The organism is Filimonas effusa, from assembly GCF_004118675.1.
GTDB classification, from domain to species: domain Bacteria; phylum Bacteroidota; class Bacteroidia; order Chitinophagales; family Chitinophagaceae; genus Filimonas; species Filimonas effusa.
Map to the genome: position 1 here is coordinate 896,985 of NZ_SDHZ01000002.1, position 17,076 is coordinate 914,060.

Genomic DNA, 17,076 nt, shown 5'->3' on the forward strand with positions numbered 1-17,076 from the left:
GCAGAAATACTTTTGCCCGATTCATGCGTTTAAAGGGTCTACTGTTTATTTTTGCCACTCATTTTCAAAAAACAAACTCAATGGTTGACGTAATTCTGGGGTTGCAGTGGGGTGACGAAGGCAAAGGCAAGATTGTAGATTTCTTTGCTCCTAACTACGATATTATAGCCCGTTTTCAGGGCGGTCCTAACGCTGGACATACTTTATATGTAGGCGACAAGAAAGTGGTGCTGCACCAGATCCCTTCCGGCATTTTTCATCAAAACACTGTAAACCTTATCGGCAATGGTGTTGTACTTGATCCCGTAACCTTAAAAAGAGAATGTGACACAGTTGCATCTTTCGGGATTGACGTAAGAAAAAACCTGTTCATTTCAGAAAGGACCAACCTGATCTTACCAACGCATCGCGCATTGGACAAAGCTTCTGAATCATCTAAAGGCGATAGCAAAATCGGCTCTACCTTAAAAGGTATCGGCCCTGCCTATATGGATAAAACCGGCCGGAATGCCATCCGCGTGGGCGACCTGCTTGACAAAAACTTTACTTCACAATATATCAAGCTGCGTTTAAAACATCAGAAGCTGCTCGATAACTTCCATTTCAATGAAGACATTTCCGCCTGGGAAGACGAATTCTTTGAAGCATTGGAGTTCCTGCGCACATTGAATGTTGTTAACGGAGAATATTTCATCAACAATCACATTTCCCAGGGCAAAAAGGTTTTGGCCGAAGGTGCACAGGGTAGCATGCTCGATATCGATTTCGGCACCTTCCCGTTCGTAACTTCTTCCAACACCATCTCTGCCGGCGTATGTAACGGATTAGGCGTTGCGCCTCAAAAGATCCGCGAAGTACTGGGTGTTACCAAAGCATACTGTACACGCGTAGGCAGCGGCCCGTTCCCAACAGAATTGCACGATGAGCAAGGCGAAGAATTACGCAAAACAGGCAACGAATTTGGTGCCACTACAGGCCGCCCGCGCCGTTGTGGCTGGATTGACCTGGTTGCATTGAAATACGCTTGTATGATCAACGGTGTGACCCAGGTGGTAATGACAAAAGCCGATGTGCTCGACGCATTTGAATCACTGAAAGTTTGTACTACATATAACGTCAACGGTGAAGAAAAAGCTGAAGTGCCATTCCAGATGACACGTGTTAACCTGGAACCTGTTTTCCAATCTTTCAAAGGCTGGAATCAGGACACTACACAAATTAAAAAAGCAGATGCTTTGCCGGAAGATATGACGCAGTATATTGCATTCATCAACAAATATGTGGGCGCTCCAATCCGTTATGTATCCAACGGTCCTGGACGCGACCAGATAGTAGCCTTATAGTGTGCGGCACAAATTTGCGCACGTGCAAAAAAAATTTTTGTTGATTAAAAAACTCGTTGAAATTTTACGAAGTAATTTTTCGGAATATGGCAGCAAAACCAGTCAAAGAGAACAAAACTACAGGCCGCTCCTCTGCTGCGGCTAAAAACAGCGAAGAAAAACCATCCACAAAATCTAAAGCACAATTAGAAGAGGATGATGATGATTTAGAAGACGATGACGACGACTTTGAAACCAAGTCTCCATCTAAAAAGTCAGCAAAAGCAGCTCCTAAAAAAGGCAAAAAAGACGCCGATGAAGAGGACGATGACGACGACGACGATGACGACATGGACGATGATGATGACTGGAACAAGGCTGAAGATGACGACGACAACTGGGATCCCGATTTTGATGAATTCGATGTTCCTAAGTCTAAAGGAAAGAAATCTTCAGGTGGCGGCGGCGGTAGCAGCAAAAAAGGAGAAGATGAAGACGACTTTAAAGTAGATGAAGACTTCAAAGAGTTCGACCTCTTTGGCGATGATAACGGCGACTTCAACGATGACGACGACGACTTCTAGTGTTGTGCTCAGAACTATTGAAGCATACCCAATTAAAGATCTGATCTTATTTAAGCAACAAATGCTAAGCTGGAGCCTCCAGTTTAGCATTTGTTGTTTTTTGGATAACAATCAGTATGCGCAACCGCACCACAGCTATGAAAGTCTGCTGGCTGTTGGCCCTGTATCGGCATTCGCCCCTTCGCCGGAAATTATAAATGACGGCGCCGCATTGCTGAATGCATTGCAGCAATACACGGAACAACACCAGGACTGGCTCTTCGGACATTTCAATTACAACTTTGCCGGAAGTGTTACCGGTGCATTATCTCCCGCAACTACCAGTGCACAGCGCCACGATTTCCCGGTGTGCTATTTGTTTCAACCCGACATAGTTATACAGCTGGAAGCGAGCCATGCAACAATCAGTTGCCTGCAAAGCAATCCCGCCGATGTTTACGCAAGCATATGCGCAACGCATATGAGCAATACTCCCGCACCAACAAAGTCCGGCATCACAATGCAACCCAGGTTTACGCGTGAGGAGTACTTACAAACAATTCAACAACTACAGCAACATATTCTTCGCGGCGATTGTTATGAACTCAATTTCTGTCAGGAGTTCTTTGCAACAGATGTAACCATAAACCCGGAATTATTATATCAAAAACTAACCTCTCTCTCTCCTACCCCTTTCGCTGCCTATTACAAGTTAGGCAGCCAATATGCGCTTTGTGCCAGCCCTGAGCGTTATATCCGCAAAACAGGCAGTCAACTGATATCGCAACCAATCAAAGGCACCTCGGCCAGGATACCACATGATACTGCTGCCGATGAACAAAGCAGGCAAAACCTGTTGCACAGCGCAAAGGACAAAAGCGAAAACGTAATGGTGGTTGACCTGGTACGAAACGATTTGAGTAAAGTATGCGAAGAAGGATCTGTGCATGTGCCGGAGCTGTTTGGAATATACAGCTTTCCGCAGGTACACCAGATGATCTCGACAATAGAAGGCCGCTTACTGCCTGGCTTACATCTCAGGGAGGTGCTGGAAGCCAGCTTCCCGATGGGCTCTATGACAGGCGCTCCCAAGAAACGGGTAATGGAACTTATAGCGCAGTACGAACGCTCGGAACGTGGTTTATACTCCGGCTCTATTGGTTATATAAAGCCCGGCGGAGATTTTGATTTTAACGTAGTGATCAGGAGCCTTTTTTATAACACCATTACACGATATCTGAGCTATCAGGTAGGCGGCGGCATTACATTCTATAGTGAAGCTTCCAGGGAATATGAAGAATGCCTTCTCAAAGCCAAAGCAATAGAGAAGGCAATTCAATAAAATTATAATAAACGAAGTAAGGCTACAGCTTTACAACCAGTGTAGCAGTATCTGTATCAGGTCCGGCTAAAAACACACGCACACTTTCCTGCAGAATTTCCTGCCTGTGATCTTTAAACAGCGATAGTTTATCCAGTGGCAAACGCATGTCGTAAGTGCTGCCCTGTAAAAGAGCTTTATCAAAACCAGGATTCAGCTTATTGAATTCAGTTAGATCAAAACGCAGCCTGGTAGCAATCACTTTCGAATTGTATTTACCTGCAAGTGCCACCGTTTGGGTATTAGCCAGTTCCTCTTCAGTCAGCTGACGCTGCCCAAGGAGCACTGCAATATTATCCTTCTGGATTTTGGTTTCCGCCGCAGTGAGTGTGGTCCAGCCACCGCCGCCTTCAAAAATATAATGAGCGCCAATATATTTCTTTACATGCTTTCTTGTTTGCTCTGGCAGGAAAGATTGCAGCACCCAGAAATTACGGCTGCCCGACTTACGGATGGCCTGTTTTACACGGCCAATACCACCATTATAAGCGGCAACAACCAGTAACCAGTCACCAAACTCGTCATAAAGCTCTTTCAGCAACTGACAGGCAACGTAAGTGCTTTTGGCAAAATCACGCCTTTCATCAACACCTTTTCCCATTTTCAGCTTAAAACGTTTTGCTTCATCGGGCATCAGTTGCCAGGGACCAACAGCACCGGCACTGGATACAAGCCCTTTGCGCAGATGGCTTTCTATTACAGAAAGGTATTTCAACTCAACAGGCAGATCATTTTCAGTTAATATCTGGTCGTAAAGATCAAAATACTGCTTTCCCCAGACCTTCATCTTGTCAAATTCTTCGCCCTCCAGGCGAACATAGGCATTCACAAATTCTACCGCTTTGGGATTGATCTGGAAGAAACCCGGCGTAGCGGCATTATATTCCTGCCGGTCTCCAAACAGGCTTTTAAACCCTCTTACAGCAGTGCTGTCGTTGTTGCGTACTTTATAAGGAACAGTTGGCTCGTTCCTGTCATTGGTAAATGACATCACCACCATACTGGCTATAATAAGTAAAAGAATACCCGGCGTGACCCTGGCTAAAAATATGCGAAACTTCGCCCTGGCAAAAGAGCCCTTGCCTTGCATCATGTTTTTGCATTAAAAAGTGAAACAATAAATACTTCCTATCGAAGAGTATAGGCCGAAATCAATCTATATTAAAAAACAATCTAATCTTAATTCTGTTCGCTCAGGTGTATTAACCTTTTGGAAAGGCGCAGCAAAGGTACTTCATTCATTTGAGAAGTCATGACCTGCATACCAAAAGGCATGCCAGATGTGTGTTTGAACAGCGGAAGAGAGATTCCGGGGATACCAACGAGGTTCGCAAAAACTGTATAAATGTCAGCAAGAAACATCTCGATAGGGTCATTACTCATTTCACCAAGGCGGAATGCCGGGGAGGGAACAGTGGGTGAAATGATGGCGTCGAAGCAATTAAAAACTTCCTGTGTTTTTTGGGTTAAAAGCTGTCTAACCTGCTGGGCTTTAGTGAAATAAGCATCATAGTAGCCAGAGCTGAGCACGAATGTGCCAAGCATGATCCGGCGTTTTACTTCTTTCCCAAAACCTTCGCTGCGGTTCTGTTTGTAAAAAGCTGTCAAATCTTCAGCTTCCTGTTTCGAGCGATAGCCAAATTTAACACCGTCGTAGCGCGACAAGTTGCTTGAGGCCTCTGCAGTGGTCAAAATATAGTAAGTAGGCACTACATAGTCAAGCAGCTCGAAATCAACAGCTTGTACTTGATGGCCTGCATCTGTTAATTTTTTTGCAAAATCAAGAAATGCCGCCTTTATCTCTGGGTCGAGGCCCGGATGATCTATCGATTCTTTAAAATAAGCAAATTTGTAACGGGCCGTATCCTCGCCTTCAACAGCTGTAGCAAGGGGTATAGGAGCAGGACTGGCAGTGCTGTCATAGTCATCGGCACCAGCCATAGTTTCAAGCGCCAGCGCAACATCGTCAACCGAAGAACCAAAGATTCCAATCTGGTCAAACGACGAGGCATAGGCAATAAGTCCATAACGTGAAATACGCCCATAAGAGGGTTTAAGACCTATAATACCACAGAAATCAGCTGGCTGGCGTACAGAGCCACCGGTATCGCTACCGAGGGCAAGCATACACAAACCGGCCTGAACAGCTACAGCAGAACCTCCTGAAGAACCACCAGGTACACGCTCGTTGTCAAGTGCATTCAACACAGGGCCATAAGCAGAATTCTCATTACTGCTGCCCATTGCAAACTCATCGCAATTCTGACGGCCAATAATGATAGCGCCTTCCAAAAGAAGCCGCTCTACTGCTGTTGCGGTATAAATAGCTGTAAAACCTCCCAGGATACGGGAAGCGGCAGAGAGAGAATGCCCTTTGTAGCTGATAACATCCTTAATTCCAATCACCACGCCATGCAGCTTACCAGAGATACCTGCGTGCGCACGCGTCTGATCAAGCTCCTGCGCACGGGCAATAGCTTCTTCTGTAAAAACTTCTACAAAAGCATTCAGGTGGCGGGTGCTATCAATTTGCTGTAAATAATAATGAACGGCCTCCACACAAGTGGTATCGCCGTTCACTAATGCATTATGATAGTCTTTGATGCTAGAGAACCGGAACAAAGGCTATAAAGAGATTAGAGATGAAAAAAGAAACGATTACTGCTGAGTTGTTGTAGCAGAAGGAGCTTTGTCCTTCTCTTTAATGCCTTCTTCGAGTTCTTTCTTCACATTGTCTTTGGCATCATTAAATTCACGGATACCACGTCCCAGTCCCCTCATGAATTCAGGGATCTTACGGCCGCCAAATAGCACCAGTACTACGACTGCGATCAGCAAAATTTCCTGGAAACCCAAACTGCCCATAAAAATAAATTGAAGTTGTAAAAAACAAAGGTATTACTTAAGACCTAATAAAAAAGCGAAAGTTTAGCTATTTCCAAACTTTCGCTTCCTATAATATATTCCGGTATCAGAAGGAATTTAGATACGTTTTTCCTTAATTCTAGCACTTTTACCGCTACGCTCACGGAGGTAGTACAGTTTAGCACGGCGAACCTTACCAACTTTGTTCAGCTGGATAGAATCGATATTTGGAGAAGCATAAGGGAATACCCTTTCAACACCTACGCCATCGGAAATCTTACGTACGGTGAAAGTAGCGGTAGCGCCGTTACCTTGAGTTTTCAAAACGTCTCCACGGAAACTCTGAATACGTTCCTTGCCACCTTCCACAATTTTATAGTTAACGGTAACGTTGTCACCGGCTTTAAACTTCGGATATTCCTTCTTAGCGGTCAGTTGCTCGTGAACAAATTGAACTGCTGCATTCATGACTAAAAATTTAAGGACTGCAAAGGTAATGGTAAAAAATCAACTGTCAAAATTAAAACGGATTCTTTCCGCACAAACCAAGGACAATTTCCTGCAAATTATTGCTTATCAGGCAATTGCAGAATATTATTTGGCGGTTTTATTTTTTCATCCATGCTTTTATAATAATGATACATTATAAACCAGGCTTTCTTCTTAAAGCCACGGTCGCTCAGCAGCCCCTTCCGGTTCCAGCCCTCCTGGAAACTGGCATGCATGCGGAAGGGACTTCTGAAATCGGCAAGAACCCACGGACAAACACCGGCCAGAAAAGGGATCTTATCAAACATGGCAATGTTATCGATATATAGCCGCTCCTGGTATTCCTCGGTCCACAAGCTCGCCGTATCCGCAGATCCATGGTTGCCATAAAGCGCCTCCCCGCCAAACTCCGAAATGATCAGCGGTTTGTTGAAATCCGATTTCCACACCACATTACCCGGCCCCGCAGGCCAGGGATGATACCAGCCCATATACTTATTGGCAGCCAGCACATCCAGCTGAAGGCTGAAACTATCCTTGATCAGTATTTCGTTCTTATTATACTTAAAAGCGTCAAAAGCCGACGAAATAAGCCGCGTAGGGTCCGCCTGCCGCGCTTCCGCGGCCATACGGGTCAACACCGCATTCCGGGCCGCAGAAGGAGCCGTTTCATTCGAAAGACTCCATATAATAATACCGCAGCGATTCTTATCACGATCAATCATCTCATGAAGCATCGTCGAAGCCCTTTGCAAGATCACAGGATTTGTGAACTGAATTCCCTGCCATACCGGGATCTCTTCCCACATCATCAGCCCCATCCTTTCCGCCATCCGCACCGTTTGCTCGCTTTGCGGATAATGAGCCAGCCGCACAAAATTGCAGCCCAATTCCCGCGCCGACGAAAGCAGCTGCCTGGCATCAGACTCGGAAAAAGCCCGGCCCTGCCGCTGTGCTATCTCCTCATGAAAACTCACCCCCTTCAAAAAAACCGGCTTGCCATTCAGTAATATCTGTGTACCCGAAACCTCTATGGAACGAAACCCTATTTCGTCCTGCAAACAATCTTGTTCCGTACTTATCCGAACCCGGTACAACCTGGGATTTTCAGGACTCCATAACGTCAAAGCTGCTGCAATATCGATCGATGCCCTTCCCAAAGTATCTGTATACACTGTTTTCCTGATACCCGCTTCGCCAATCTCCAGCGTTACGGCCCTTTTACTATCGCGGGCACTTAATTGCACCCAGCCCCCCAATTGAGAACGGGAACCCTTTTTCAACTGAATGAAGTAATCGCTTATATGCACATCAGGCACTTCCGTAATAGTAACACTACGGGTAATACCGCCGTAATTCCACCAGTCAAATTTCCTTGCGGGAATAGCATCAACCCTTCTCTCGTTATTTACTTTTAAAAGCAACAGGTTTTCACCCGACCGCAGCATAGCGGTAATATCAAAACGAAACGAAGTAAATCCTCCTTCATGACTCCCCACCTTCTCGCCATTTACAAATACATCACAACGATTACTAACACCTCCAAAATCCAGCAGATATCGCTTCCCGGGCTTCACCCCACAATCAAAACGCCTTCTGTACCAGATGCTCCCCTCATAATATTTGAGCTCCGGACGCTGCGAATTCCAGTCACCCGGCACCTGCAACGTTTCACTGTTATCAAAAGAATACTCTACAAAATCAGCTTTACCGGCAGGTTGTTTATTCCTGATAATTTCATCGGCACCGCCCTTATCGTACCAATCTACAGCCACCTGCCATTTACCATCAAGCATCCAATGTTGCCTCCCGGCATCGCCGCTGTGCAACAGCTGCCTGTCTTCTGCGTCCTGGCTCTTAGCCGCGGGTAAAACACCTATCAGCCAAAAGCAGCAAGCAATGCCTATCCTGTTTATCTTTCTGCTCATACTATAAAACACTTATTTCAATAACAGCGCTGGTTAAAGCTTTCAAATGCCAGCTGCATATATCAAGCCCCACTTTCATTAAAAAGTCGCCGCTGAACGTTTTGCCATTATCCGGGAACACCGGTTTGGCACCCGGCGCCAGGTTTATCTCTTCCAGCTTATATTCTTTCTTCGGATCCAACCCCTGTAACCTCACCCTGGCAACAGTTTCATGCTCTCGCACGTTAAGATTATAATTAAAGAGCAGCCCTTTGCTTTTCTCCCTATTTACATACATCAGCACAGCCCTGTTTTCCTCATAAGGAGAAACCAGCCTGTACATATCACCAAACCACACAAGGCTGCTTAAACGTTTGTAGTTGGCTACAGCCTGCTTGCTGAATGCCAGTTCATCGGCAGTCATCTTACTTACATCTATATCATAACCCAGCTTACCCATCATAGCCACATCCGTTCTGAACTTCAGGGATTGTTTACCCCATGATGTAACATGACTGGCAACTGTTATAGAAGGAAAAAGATAACTATACCCCCACTGCATATAAACCCGCTCCAGCGGATCGGTATTATCACTGGCCCAGAATTCAGTAAAATATTGCAGGGCATGATAATCAATACGACTGCCGCCTCCCGAACACAACATCATAGGAAAATGAGGATACTTTTTATGCAGGCGGTCCAGTACCTTATAAAGATTCAATACATAATCAACATAAAGGTTCGATTGATCCTGCTTCAGATAAGGCGACCAGGCATTCGACATAAAACGATTGCAATCCCACTTTACAAAAGCAAGTCCGGGATTGTTGCCTATAAGCGCATCCATAGTATTAAACACGAACTCTGCTACTTCCGGATTGGCCAGATCCAATACCATCTGGTTACGCTGGTAGTTTTCAGGACGGTCGGGAAGACGTAATACCCAATCGGGATGTTTTTCATAAAGCTCGCTTTTAGGATTCACCATCTCGGGCTCCATCCATATCCCAAATTTTGTACCCTTAACCTGGGCTTGTTTAATAAGAAAACCTATACCATTGGGCAGCTTGGATCTTGTTGGCTGCCAATCACCTAAGCCAGCTTTATCGTTGCTCCTGGGATACTTATTTCCAAACCAGCCATCATCGAGCAGGAAAAGATCTGCCCCAATCTTATTCACATCATCAAGTATCGATACCAGCTTCTGTTCGTCAAACTTAAACGATGTTGTTTCCCAGTTATTCAGCAATATCATACGCGGCTTATCACCTTCCATCACACTATACAACCGCGCCCACGCATGCATATTACGACTGGCCTGCCCCCGCCCACGGGCAGAATAGGTAAAAATGAAAGCAGGTGTCGTAAATGTTTTACCAGCTGCCAGCTTATAAGCAGATGCATAAGGATTGATACCAGAGATCACCCTTAAAGAGTTGCTTTGATCCAGCTCGAAATGAAACCTGAAGTTACCTGTCCAGGCAAGAGATCCAGCCAATACCTCACCTGTGTTTTCATCGGACAGCTTATTAAGCGATAAAAGGAAAAAAGGGCTCTGGAACATGGCAGCCCTGGTTCCCAATTTACTGTCTATCTCTTTGATGCCGCTGGTAAGTTTACTTTCCTGCATCTTCATTTCAGCAGCCCAATCGCCATGAAACTGCGTCAACCAGTAGTCCTTCGCCTCAAAATGTAACATCGAAGAAGCATAGTCGTATAAAGTGATCTCACCGCTCTCTCCATTATGGATCTCCGTCCAGGCTTTAATTACATCTTCAGCCGCAAATACCTGGTAGTGCAGCTCAACAGCTACCGGGTATTGAGGATCTTTAAGCTTTATGACAGTTTCCGAAACATTGGCATCCACCTGTTTAACCTGGTGATCCTGGTAAAAAAGCTCCAGCGAAGGATTGCCGTTGGTATGTGTAACCCTGATAGCTGGCTGCAACTGATCATCCATCCCCCCGGTAACATAAGCGCCTTTGCCCCTGGGCAGTTTATTATTATCAGCTGTCACAAGCTTTTCACCCAGATATGACTGATAAAGCCGCCCATTGCTGCCTACAGTTAAAACCATTGAAGTATGCGCTGTCTCCAGCACTATCCTTTTCGTTTGAGCCATTATTCCCGTCGTCAGCAACAACGTCAAAGACAATGCTGCCCGTATTATCATTTTGTTTTTCATTATCACACATTTTATCCCGATACTTACACTACAACTTTATTGCACAGCAGGTTTTGCCTCCAGCATTAAAGCGTCTGACTTCAGCCCTTTGCATGAGGCTTTGATATTTATTTTACCGGCAGTAGTTTTACTCCGCACAACGAGCAAGCACTTACCCTCATGCACTTTTCTGCGATCCGCAACAAATAACTCATCCGACATACGGTTACTGTTGGCAACACCCGCCAGTTCACCTGCCCCGCTTATCTCAAAACGAATTTCATTGGTAGCGTCCGGCACCAGTACACCTTGCGCATCAACCACCTTTACAGCAACGTAGGCAAGATCAAGACCATCTGCAGTCACATGCAGGGAATCTGCCGACAATACAATAGCATGCGGCTTGCCCGCTGTTTTAATTTCATCCACCGCAATCTGCTTTCCGTTCTTTCGTGCAACTGCTTTTAAGGTACCAGGTTCAAAATTCAGCTCCCAGCTTATTTTATTCTTTTGAAAATCTTTCATTTGTTTAACCCCAACTGAACGGTCATTCAAAAACAACTCCACTTCATCCCCCGTTGTAAACGTATAAAGCGTCAGCTTCTGAGCGTTCTGCCAGTTCCAGCCTTCAGACATCTTCAATGTATTCATAAATACATCATTCCATACCCTTGCATCATTATGCGTAGCATCAAACACTGCTATCTTAACCATAGGCTCCTGGGAATACAGGCTCTGGATGTAATAAGAAATAGGTTTCCAGAAATCGCACCAGTCGATGATCCCGTTCCAGCCCTTCGATGGCCAGGCAAACGACTCTCCTATATAATCGGTGCCACCCCAGTAAAACTGGCCGCATGCATAGCTATGATCATAGCTGAAAAAGTTTTCACCTCCATTATCTGTGGTCATTTCACTGGCCAGGAAAATAAGCTGCGGAAATTTCGGCCGGTCGCGTTTGTAAAAACGGGTCATATAGTTATCGCTTACCACATCCATATGAAAAGCCATAGTGGCAGGCTCATATTCATCACGTGAAGGATAAAGACCGGCAGTTACCTTGCGGGAAGGGTCAAGCTGGTTCACAAAAGCTTTCATCCTCTTAAAAAGCGCCACAAATGACGTGTCTTTATGTTGGTTTTTCACAAACACCTCGTTACCTACACTCCATATAAAAACAGAAGGATGATTCCTGTCCCGCCTGATAAACCACTCCAGGTCCGGACGCCAATGGTCTTCAAAAACAATATCAGGACCATAGTACTCTTCACTCCACTTATCATAACTCTCATCAAACACCAATATCCCAAGCTCATCACACATATCGAGAACAGACCTGGCATGAGGATTATGAGCCAGCCTTATTGCATTCACGCCCATCTGCTGCAAACCCAGCAAACGGCGCTTAAACCCTTTATCAAAAGCAGCAGCTCCTAACGGACCAAGATCATGATGTATATTTACACCATTCAAAAACAGCTTGCGCCCATTTAGAACAAACCCCTGTTCAGGATTAAAGGAAACCGTACGAACGCCAAAACGCGTATATTCTGTATCTGTAATACGGCTACCCGCCATCACTATGGTCTTTACGGTATATAGTGCAGGCGTTGTAACATCCCAGCGTTGCGGATGCGGCAGCACCGCCTCCTGGTCAAAAGTATAAGCTTCATTACGCTTTAAAGGCACCACACTGGTAACAGTTTGCAATTCAGTTCCGCCAGGTGAAAAAATAACGGTTTTAACAGTAACCAGCGAAGCAGAGTCGTAACGGTTAACGATATCAGTCTTAATAGAAACCATTGCCTGATCATCGTTTACAATGGGAGTAGTAACATATATACCATTCTCAACAACATGTAATGGATCTTTAACATGCAGCCATACATTTCTATAAATACCCTCACCGGTATACCAGCGTGAGCTGCGTTTATAAGTATTATCATAGCGCACAGCCAGCACATTGGTTTCACCAGATTTCAGGTATTGCGTTATATCAAAGCCGAAACCGGTATATCCATTCAGATGTTTTCCCAGAGGCTTACCATTCAGCCAAACCTCCGCATCACGATAAACACCTTCAAATTCAACAAACACCATCTTACCGGCACTATTGGCAGGCGTTACAAAAGCCTTTCTGTACCACCCTATATGCCTGGGACGGAAACCATTTTGCCTGGTGCCGCTGATAGAATCAAAGCTGCCGGCAATACTGCCGTCATGCGGCAAATTCACACGCTGCCATTTACTATCATCAAATGAGGAGTTGGCAGCGCCTGGAATATCTCCCGTTGTAAACCTCCAGTCAAAATTCATCAACTGAGCCAATGGACGTTTATCCTGTGCAAATGCCTGGCCGCAAAAAAGCAGGAAGAAGCAAGCCCAGGGCAACAATATTTTCAATCTGTTCATAACTACGCTATACTTTTATTATAACTGGTGTAAAACACTATAACAAGGTAAGATCAGCCTGTGCCCTGATATCATCTGAAGCGCTGCCAACCATTAATTTAAAACGACCCGGTTCAGCTATCCACCTCAGGTCCTTGTCATAAAAAGACAATTCATGGGCAGATATACTGAAAGAAACAGTAGCCGATTCACCCGGCTTCAAAAGCAGTTTGCGAAACCCTTTCAGCTTTTTCATGGGCTGAACAATGGACGCAACGGGATCGCTGATGTAAAGCTGCACAATCTCCTCTCCCGTATACCTGCCGGAATTGGTAACTACTACGGATAAGATCACAGAATCCCGCTGCTGCATACTAACCTTACTTAATTGAAGCTCCGAATAAGCAAAAGAAGTATAACTCAGGCCATGCCCAAAAGCATAACGCGGCGTATTAGCCATATCGATATAACCCGACTTATATAACATATTTGGCGAACTGCTTAAAGGATGTCCCGTTTTATAACCATTATAGGTCAATGGCACCTGCCCCACTGAACGTGGAAAAGTAACAGTAAGTTTAGCCGAAGGGTTATACTTGCCAAACAACACATTGGCAATAGCATTACCACCTTCATTCCCGGGCCACCAGGCATAAACAATAGCATGCGCCTTATCAGCAATTTCATTGAATACCAGCGGACGCCCCGCCAGCATGATCACAATCACAGGCTTCCCCGTTGCATATACCCTGCGGAATAATTCTTCCTGTTGCCCCGGAACAGATAGCTCAGCTCTCGACTTCGACTCACCGCTCATATCCCAGGTCTCCCCTATTGCCATAACCACAACATCAGAAGCAGCCGCAACCGCAACGGCTTCGCCGATACCGCTGGTATCAGCACCTTTTACGTCAACCCCCTTTACGTATACCAGGTTGGCATCCCGCCCCAGGTATTTGCCAAGCCCCTCGTAAATACTTACAACCTTCGAAGTATCATTATTGGGGATCCAGTTGCCTTGTAAATCACGCTTTGCATTGGCCAGCGCCCCAATCAAAGCAATCTTCTGCCTTCCTTTTTGTAAAGGCAACAATTGCTTTTCATTTTTCAGTAATACAATAGAACGTTCGGCTACATGTAACGCAGCTGCCGTATGCCGGGGATTACTCATTGCTTTCTCCTCCCGTTCCACATTGCAGAACCGGTAAGGATCTTCAAATAATCCCAGTTCAAACTTTTTGTAAAGAATACGCTTAACAGCATCATCTACCAGCTGAATAGCAACCTGCTTCTCTTTCACCAGCTTTTCCAGGTTTTCAAGGTAACTGCGGCTTACCATATCCATATCACAGCCTGAACGCATAGCCTTCAGCGCCGCATCATATTTATCTGCTACATACCCCCAATGGATCATCTGGTCAATACCACCCCAGTCGCTTACAATAAAGCCATTATATCCCCAGTCACCTTTCAGCACCTTACGCTGCAGGAAATCATGTGCCGCCGCAGGAATACCATTGATTGTATTGAACGAGCTCATGAAAGTGGCCACACCTGCATCAACAGCCGCTTTAAACGGCGGCAGATAGGTTTCCCAAAGCTGGTGATCACTCATTTCAACATCATTATAATCACGTCCCGCACTTACGGCGCCATAAGCCGCAAAATGTTTGGCGCATGCCATCACAGAATTAATACCGCCAGGCCTTTCACCCTGGAAACCAAGCACACGCGCTTTTGCAATGCGCTCACCCAGGTAAGTATCTTCACCCGCCCCCTCCATAATACGCCCCCAGCGCGGATCACGCGTTATATCAACCATAGGGGCAAAAGTCCAGTGCACACCCGCCGCCGCAGTTTCTTCAGCCGCCACTTCAGCCGCCAGGCGAATAGCATCCATATCCCACGACATAGATTCTGCCAGCGGAATAGGAAACACCGTGCTATATCCATGAATTACATCAAGCCCGAACAACAACGGTATTTTAAGACGCGATTGTAAAGCCACCGCCTGTATCTCTCGCGTATCCTTTGCACCCTTTACATTCAGCAAAGAACCAACAAGCCCGCTTTTAATATCACTGAGCATGTTAACATTACGGTCAGTAACCGGGCCAGTCACATTCTTACCGGAGTATTGATTCAACTGCCCTATCTTCTCCTTCAGTGTCATCAGTCGCATGAGCGAATCTACACGCTGGCTTATCGTCTTGTGCTGGGCTATGGCGCCGCCTGCCAGGCAAAAGCACGAGGCGGCCGCCAGCACAGCATTTCTAAACTGAGCTATCATCATAATCTGTTCAATAAATTCAAAGCTGTACAAATCAGTAATCAGGATTCTGCCCCAGATTACCCGCCTTATCCAGTTCCGCCTGCGGGATAGGATACAAATAATTCTTGTTGCTGAATACCCTGTCTTCTATAACAAAAGGAGTATAAGTAAGTGTAGTGCCCGACTTCGTGATCTTCATGCCGTGAACAGGCTTGTTGAAATAAGTCTCTCCCTGCTTCCAGCGACGCACATCAAAAAAACGCTGCTCCTCAAAACATAACTCTACTCTCCGCTCATTTTTAATACGCTCCCGCATATCAGCCTGGTTAAGCCCCGTAGGTAAAGCAGGCATTCCCGCCCGAACTCTTACCGCATCTACCGACTTATACACTTCCGCATTAGGCCCTGCCGCCTCATTCAACGCCTCTGCATACATTAAGAGTATATCGGCATAACGGAAGAACACCCAGGGACGACGAACTGAAGTAGTACCTGTAATATTATAAGTGGCACTGCTACTCAGGAACTTCCGCATATAATATCCCGACTTGGTGGTATTTACATTGGTAGGAATATTATCGAGGCCACCATCAAAAGTTTCTACATTTCGGGAAAGGCTGCCCGTTTTAAAGTTGGCGCCATTATATACCACAAAAAGATTAAGCCGGGGATCTCTGTTCGCGTAAGGATTTTTAGGATCATAACCCGAACCGGCGTCAGTAATAGGTTTACCTGTTTTCATCTCAAAAGCATCTACCAGCTCCTGCGTAGGATTGGTCCTGCCCAGGCCACCGGTAAAGCCAATAGGAGCATTGTACGATTCTATAGTATTTACCGATCCTGCAGGCGTAGCAAAAATCACCTCTTTGTTGTAAGCCGTAGCAGTATTGGTATAGTTCCAGAGATTAGGATAATCAGTAGCGCTTAATAACCCATGTTTGTTCTGGTCAATGACAGCTTTGGCCGCATCCGCCGCTTTCTGCCACCTGGAAACCTCATTACCCGCATTGTATAAAGGACTGGCATATATCAAAAGCACCTTCGCCTTTAGTGCCATACCCGCCGCTTTGGTAGCCCTGCCATAATTGGCCGCATCCCAATCCTTCGTATAACCAGCAGGTATCTGGTTAATAGCCGAATCACAATCCATCACAATCGCATTCACCACCTCCTCTACCGATTGCCGCGGCAAATTCAGATTCTCTGACACTTCAAAAGGACGCATCGCCAGCACTATTCTGCCATAACGCTTAAAAAGCTCGTAATGAAACATAGCCCTGAGAAAGAAAGCTTCGCCTCTCAACCCGGGAAGATCCGTAATGGGATAAAGCGCACTGGCAGGCGACTTCTTAAGAAATGTGTTCACCACCCTTAACCCATTATAAGAGTTTGTGTATTGCTCATCATAGGTCCGCAGTGGCCCCCAAGTGCCATTATTAAAATAGTTGATGTTGCTATTCAGGTTCGAATTCACAGCCTCGTCACAGGCGCTGGCCATAATAGCGCCCGCATTATCTACATTATACCGGCTGACGAGATAATTATACCCGGTGTTCAGGAATTCCCTGACACGGCGATCCGTTACCCAGATAGACTCCTCAGGAATAGGCCCCAGCGTATATTCAGGCTCAAAAAAATCCTTACTGCATCCCGTAATAAATAGCAGCAAAGTGATTAGTCCGTATGGTACATATAACTTCTTCATGGCAATTCGTATAAGTC

General features: G+C 45.6%; 12 protein-coding genes. 3 read left to right on the plus strand and 9 right to left on the minus strand.

Translation table 11 applies throughout. The features are described from left to right. Positions 1-80: 80 nt before the first annotated feature. The 3 genes from ESB13_RS14915 to ESB13_RS14925 all read left to right on the plus strand — a co-directional run bounded on the left by ESB13_RS14915 (position 81) and on the right by ESB13_RS14925 (position 3,227). Positions 81-1,343 (plus strand): adenylosuccinate synthase, encoded by a 1,263-nt coding sequence (locus tag ESB13_RS14915; protein WP_129004437.1) that lies wholly within the window; start codon positions 81-83, stop codon positions 1,341-1,343. Positions 1,344-1,429: 86 nt separating this feature from the next. Then, positions 1,430-1,906, plus strand: coding sequence for a hypothetical protein (locus tag ESB13_RS23805; protein WP_164974224.1), 477 nt, complete (start codon positions 1,430-1,432; stop codon positions 1,904-1,906). Between the two features lie 100 nt (positions 1,907-2,006). Beyond that, the gene (locus ESB13_RS14925) at positions 2,007-3,227 is read left to right on the plus strand and encodes an anthranilate synthase component I family protein (RefSeq protein ID WP_246022558.1); all 1,221 of its coding nucleotides are present in this window, start codon (positions 2,007-2,009) and stop codon (positions 3,225-3,227) included. A 22-nt stretch (positions 3,228-3,249) separates the two neighbouring features. Here ESB13_RS14925 and ESB13_RS14930 read toward each other — a convergent pair whose 3' ends face one another. The 9 genes from ESB13_RS14930 to ESB13_RS14970 all read right to left on the minus strand — a co-directional run bounded on the left by ESB13_RS14930 (position 3,250) and on the right by ESB13_RS14970 (position 17,059). Then, positions 3,250-4,359, minus strand: coding sequence for a lytic transglycosylase domain-containing protein (locus ESB13_RS14930; protein ID WP_129004439.1), 1,110 nt, complete (start codon positions 4,357-4,359; stop codon positions 3,250-3,252). An 86-nt stretch (positions 4,360-4,445) separates the two neighbouring features. Next, the gene (gatA, locus tag ESB13_RS14935) at positions 4,446-5,888 is read right to left on the minus strand and encodes an Asp-tRNA(Asn)/Glu-tRNA(Gln) amidotransferase subunit GatA (protein WP_129004440.1); all 1,443 of its coding nucleotides are present in this window, start codon (positions 5,886-5,888) and stop codon (positions 4,446-4,448) included. Positions 5,889-5,924: 36 nt separating this feature from the next. Beyond that, positions 5,925-6,131, minus strand: coding sequence for a Sec-independent protein translocase subunit TatA/TatB (locus ESB13_RS14940; protein ID WP_129004441.1), 207 nt, complete (start codon positions 6,129-6,131; stop codon positions 5,925-5,927). A 117-nt stretch (positions 6,132-6,248) separates the two neighbouring features. Then, complete coding sequence (gene rplS, locus ESB13_RS14945) at positions 6,249-6,599, minus strand: 50S ribosomal protein L19 (RefSeq protein WP_129004442.1); 351 nt, start codon at positions 6,597-6,599, stop codon at positions 6,249-6,251. A gap of 98 nt (positions 6,600-6,697) precedes the next feature. Next, positions 6,698-8,548 (minus strand): glycoside hydrolase family 2 protein, encoded by a 1,851-nt coding sequence (locus tag ESB13_RS14950; protein WP_129004443.1) that lies wholly within the window; start codon positions 8,546-8,548, stop codon positions 6,698-6,700. 1 nt (position 8,549) lies between these two features. Further along, entirely contained in the window at positions 8,550-10,712 is a 2,163-nt protein-coding gene (locus tag ESB13_RS14955; RefSeq protein WP_129004444.1) for an alpha-galactosidase, read from the minus strand. 36 nt (positions 10,713-10,748) lie between these two features. Further along, positions 10,749-13,103: a glycoside hydrolase family 2 TIM barrel-domain containing protein gene (locus ESB13_RS14960; protein ID WP_129004445.1), complete on the minus strand. Its 2,355-nt coding sequence runs from the start codon at positions 13,101-13,103 to the stop codon at positions 10,749-10,751. A gap of 37 nt (positions 13,104-13,140) precedes the next feature. Beyond that, complete coding sequence (gene bglX / locus ESB13_RS14965; RefSeq protein ID WP_246022560.1) at positions 13,141-15,375, minus strand: beta-glucosidase BglX; 2,235 nt, start codon at positions 15,373-15,375, stop codon at positions 13,141-13,143. A gap of 31 nt (positions 15,376-15,406) precedes the next feature. Then, a complete protein-coding gene (locus tag ESB13_RS14970) occupies positions 15,407-17,059 on the minus strand; it encodes a RagB/SusD family nutrient uptake outer membrane protein (protein ID WP_129004446.1) in 1,653 nt (550 codons plus the stop codon). Positions 17,060-17,076: the final 17 nt, after the last annotated feature.

What these genes read in the sequence shown, in the direction of transcription:
- ESB13_RS14915 (WP_129004437.1), top strand. Translation starts at nt 81, where the DNA reads ATGGTTGACGTAATTCTGGGGTTGCAGTGGGGTGACGAAGGCAAAGGC.
- ESB13_RS23805 (WP_164974224.1), top strand. Translation starts at nt 1,430, where the DNA reads ATGGCAGCAAAACCAGTCAAAGAGAACAAAACTACAGGCCGCTCCTCT.
- ESB13_RS14930 (WP_129004439.1), bottom strand. Translation starts at nt 4,359, where the DNA reads ATGATGCAAGGCAAGGGCTCTTTTGCCAGGGCGAAGTTTCGCATATTT.
- ESB13_RS14940 (WP_129004441.1), bottom strand. Translation starts at nt 6,131, where the DNA reads ATGGGCAGTTTGGGTTTCCAGGAAATTTTGCTGATCGCAGTCGTAGTA.
- rplS (WP_129004442.1), bottom strand. Translation starts at nt 6,599, where the DNA reads ATGAATGCAGCAGTTCAATTTGTTCACGAGCAACTGACCGCTAAGAAG.
- ESB13_RS14950 (WP_129004443.1), bottom strand. Translation starts at nt 8,548, where the DNA reads ATGAGCAGAAAGATAAACAGGATAGGCATTGCTTGCTGCTTTTGGCTG.
- ESB13_RS14955 (WP_129004444.1), bottom strand. Translation starts at nt 10,712, where the DNA reads ATGAAAAACAAAATGATAATACGGGCAGCATTGTCTTTGACGTTGTTG.
- ESB13_RS14960 (WP_129004445.1), bottom strand. Translation starts at nt 13,103, where the DNA reads ATGAACAGATTGAAAATATTGTTGCCCTGGGCTTGCTTCTTCCTGCTT.
- bglX (WP_246022560.1), bottom strand. Translation starts at nt 15,375, where the DNA reads ATGATGATAGCTCAGTTTAGAAATGCTGTGCTGGCGGCCGCCTCGTGC.
- ESB13_RS14970 (WP_129004446.1), bottom strand. Translation starts at nt 17,059, where the DNA reads ATGAAGAAGTTATATGTACCATACGGACTAATCACTTTGCTGCTATTT.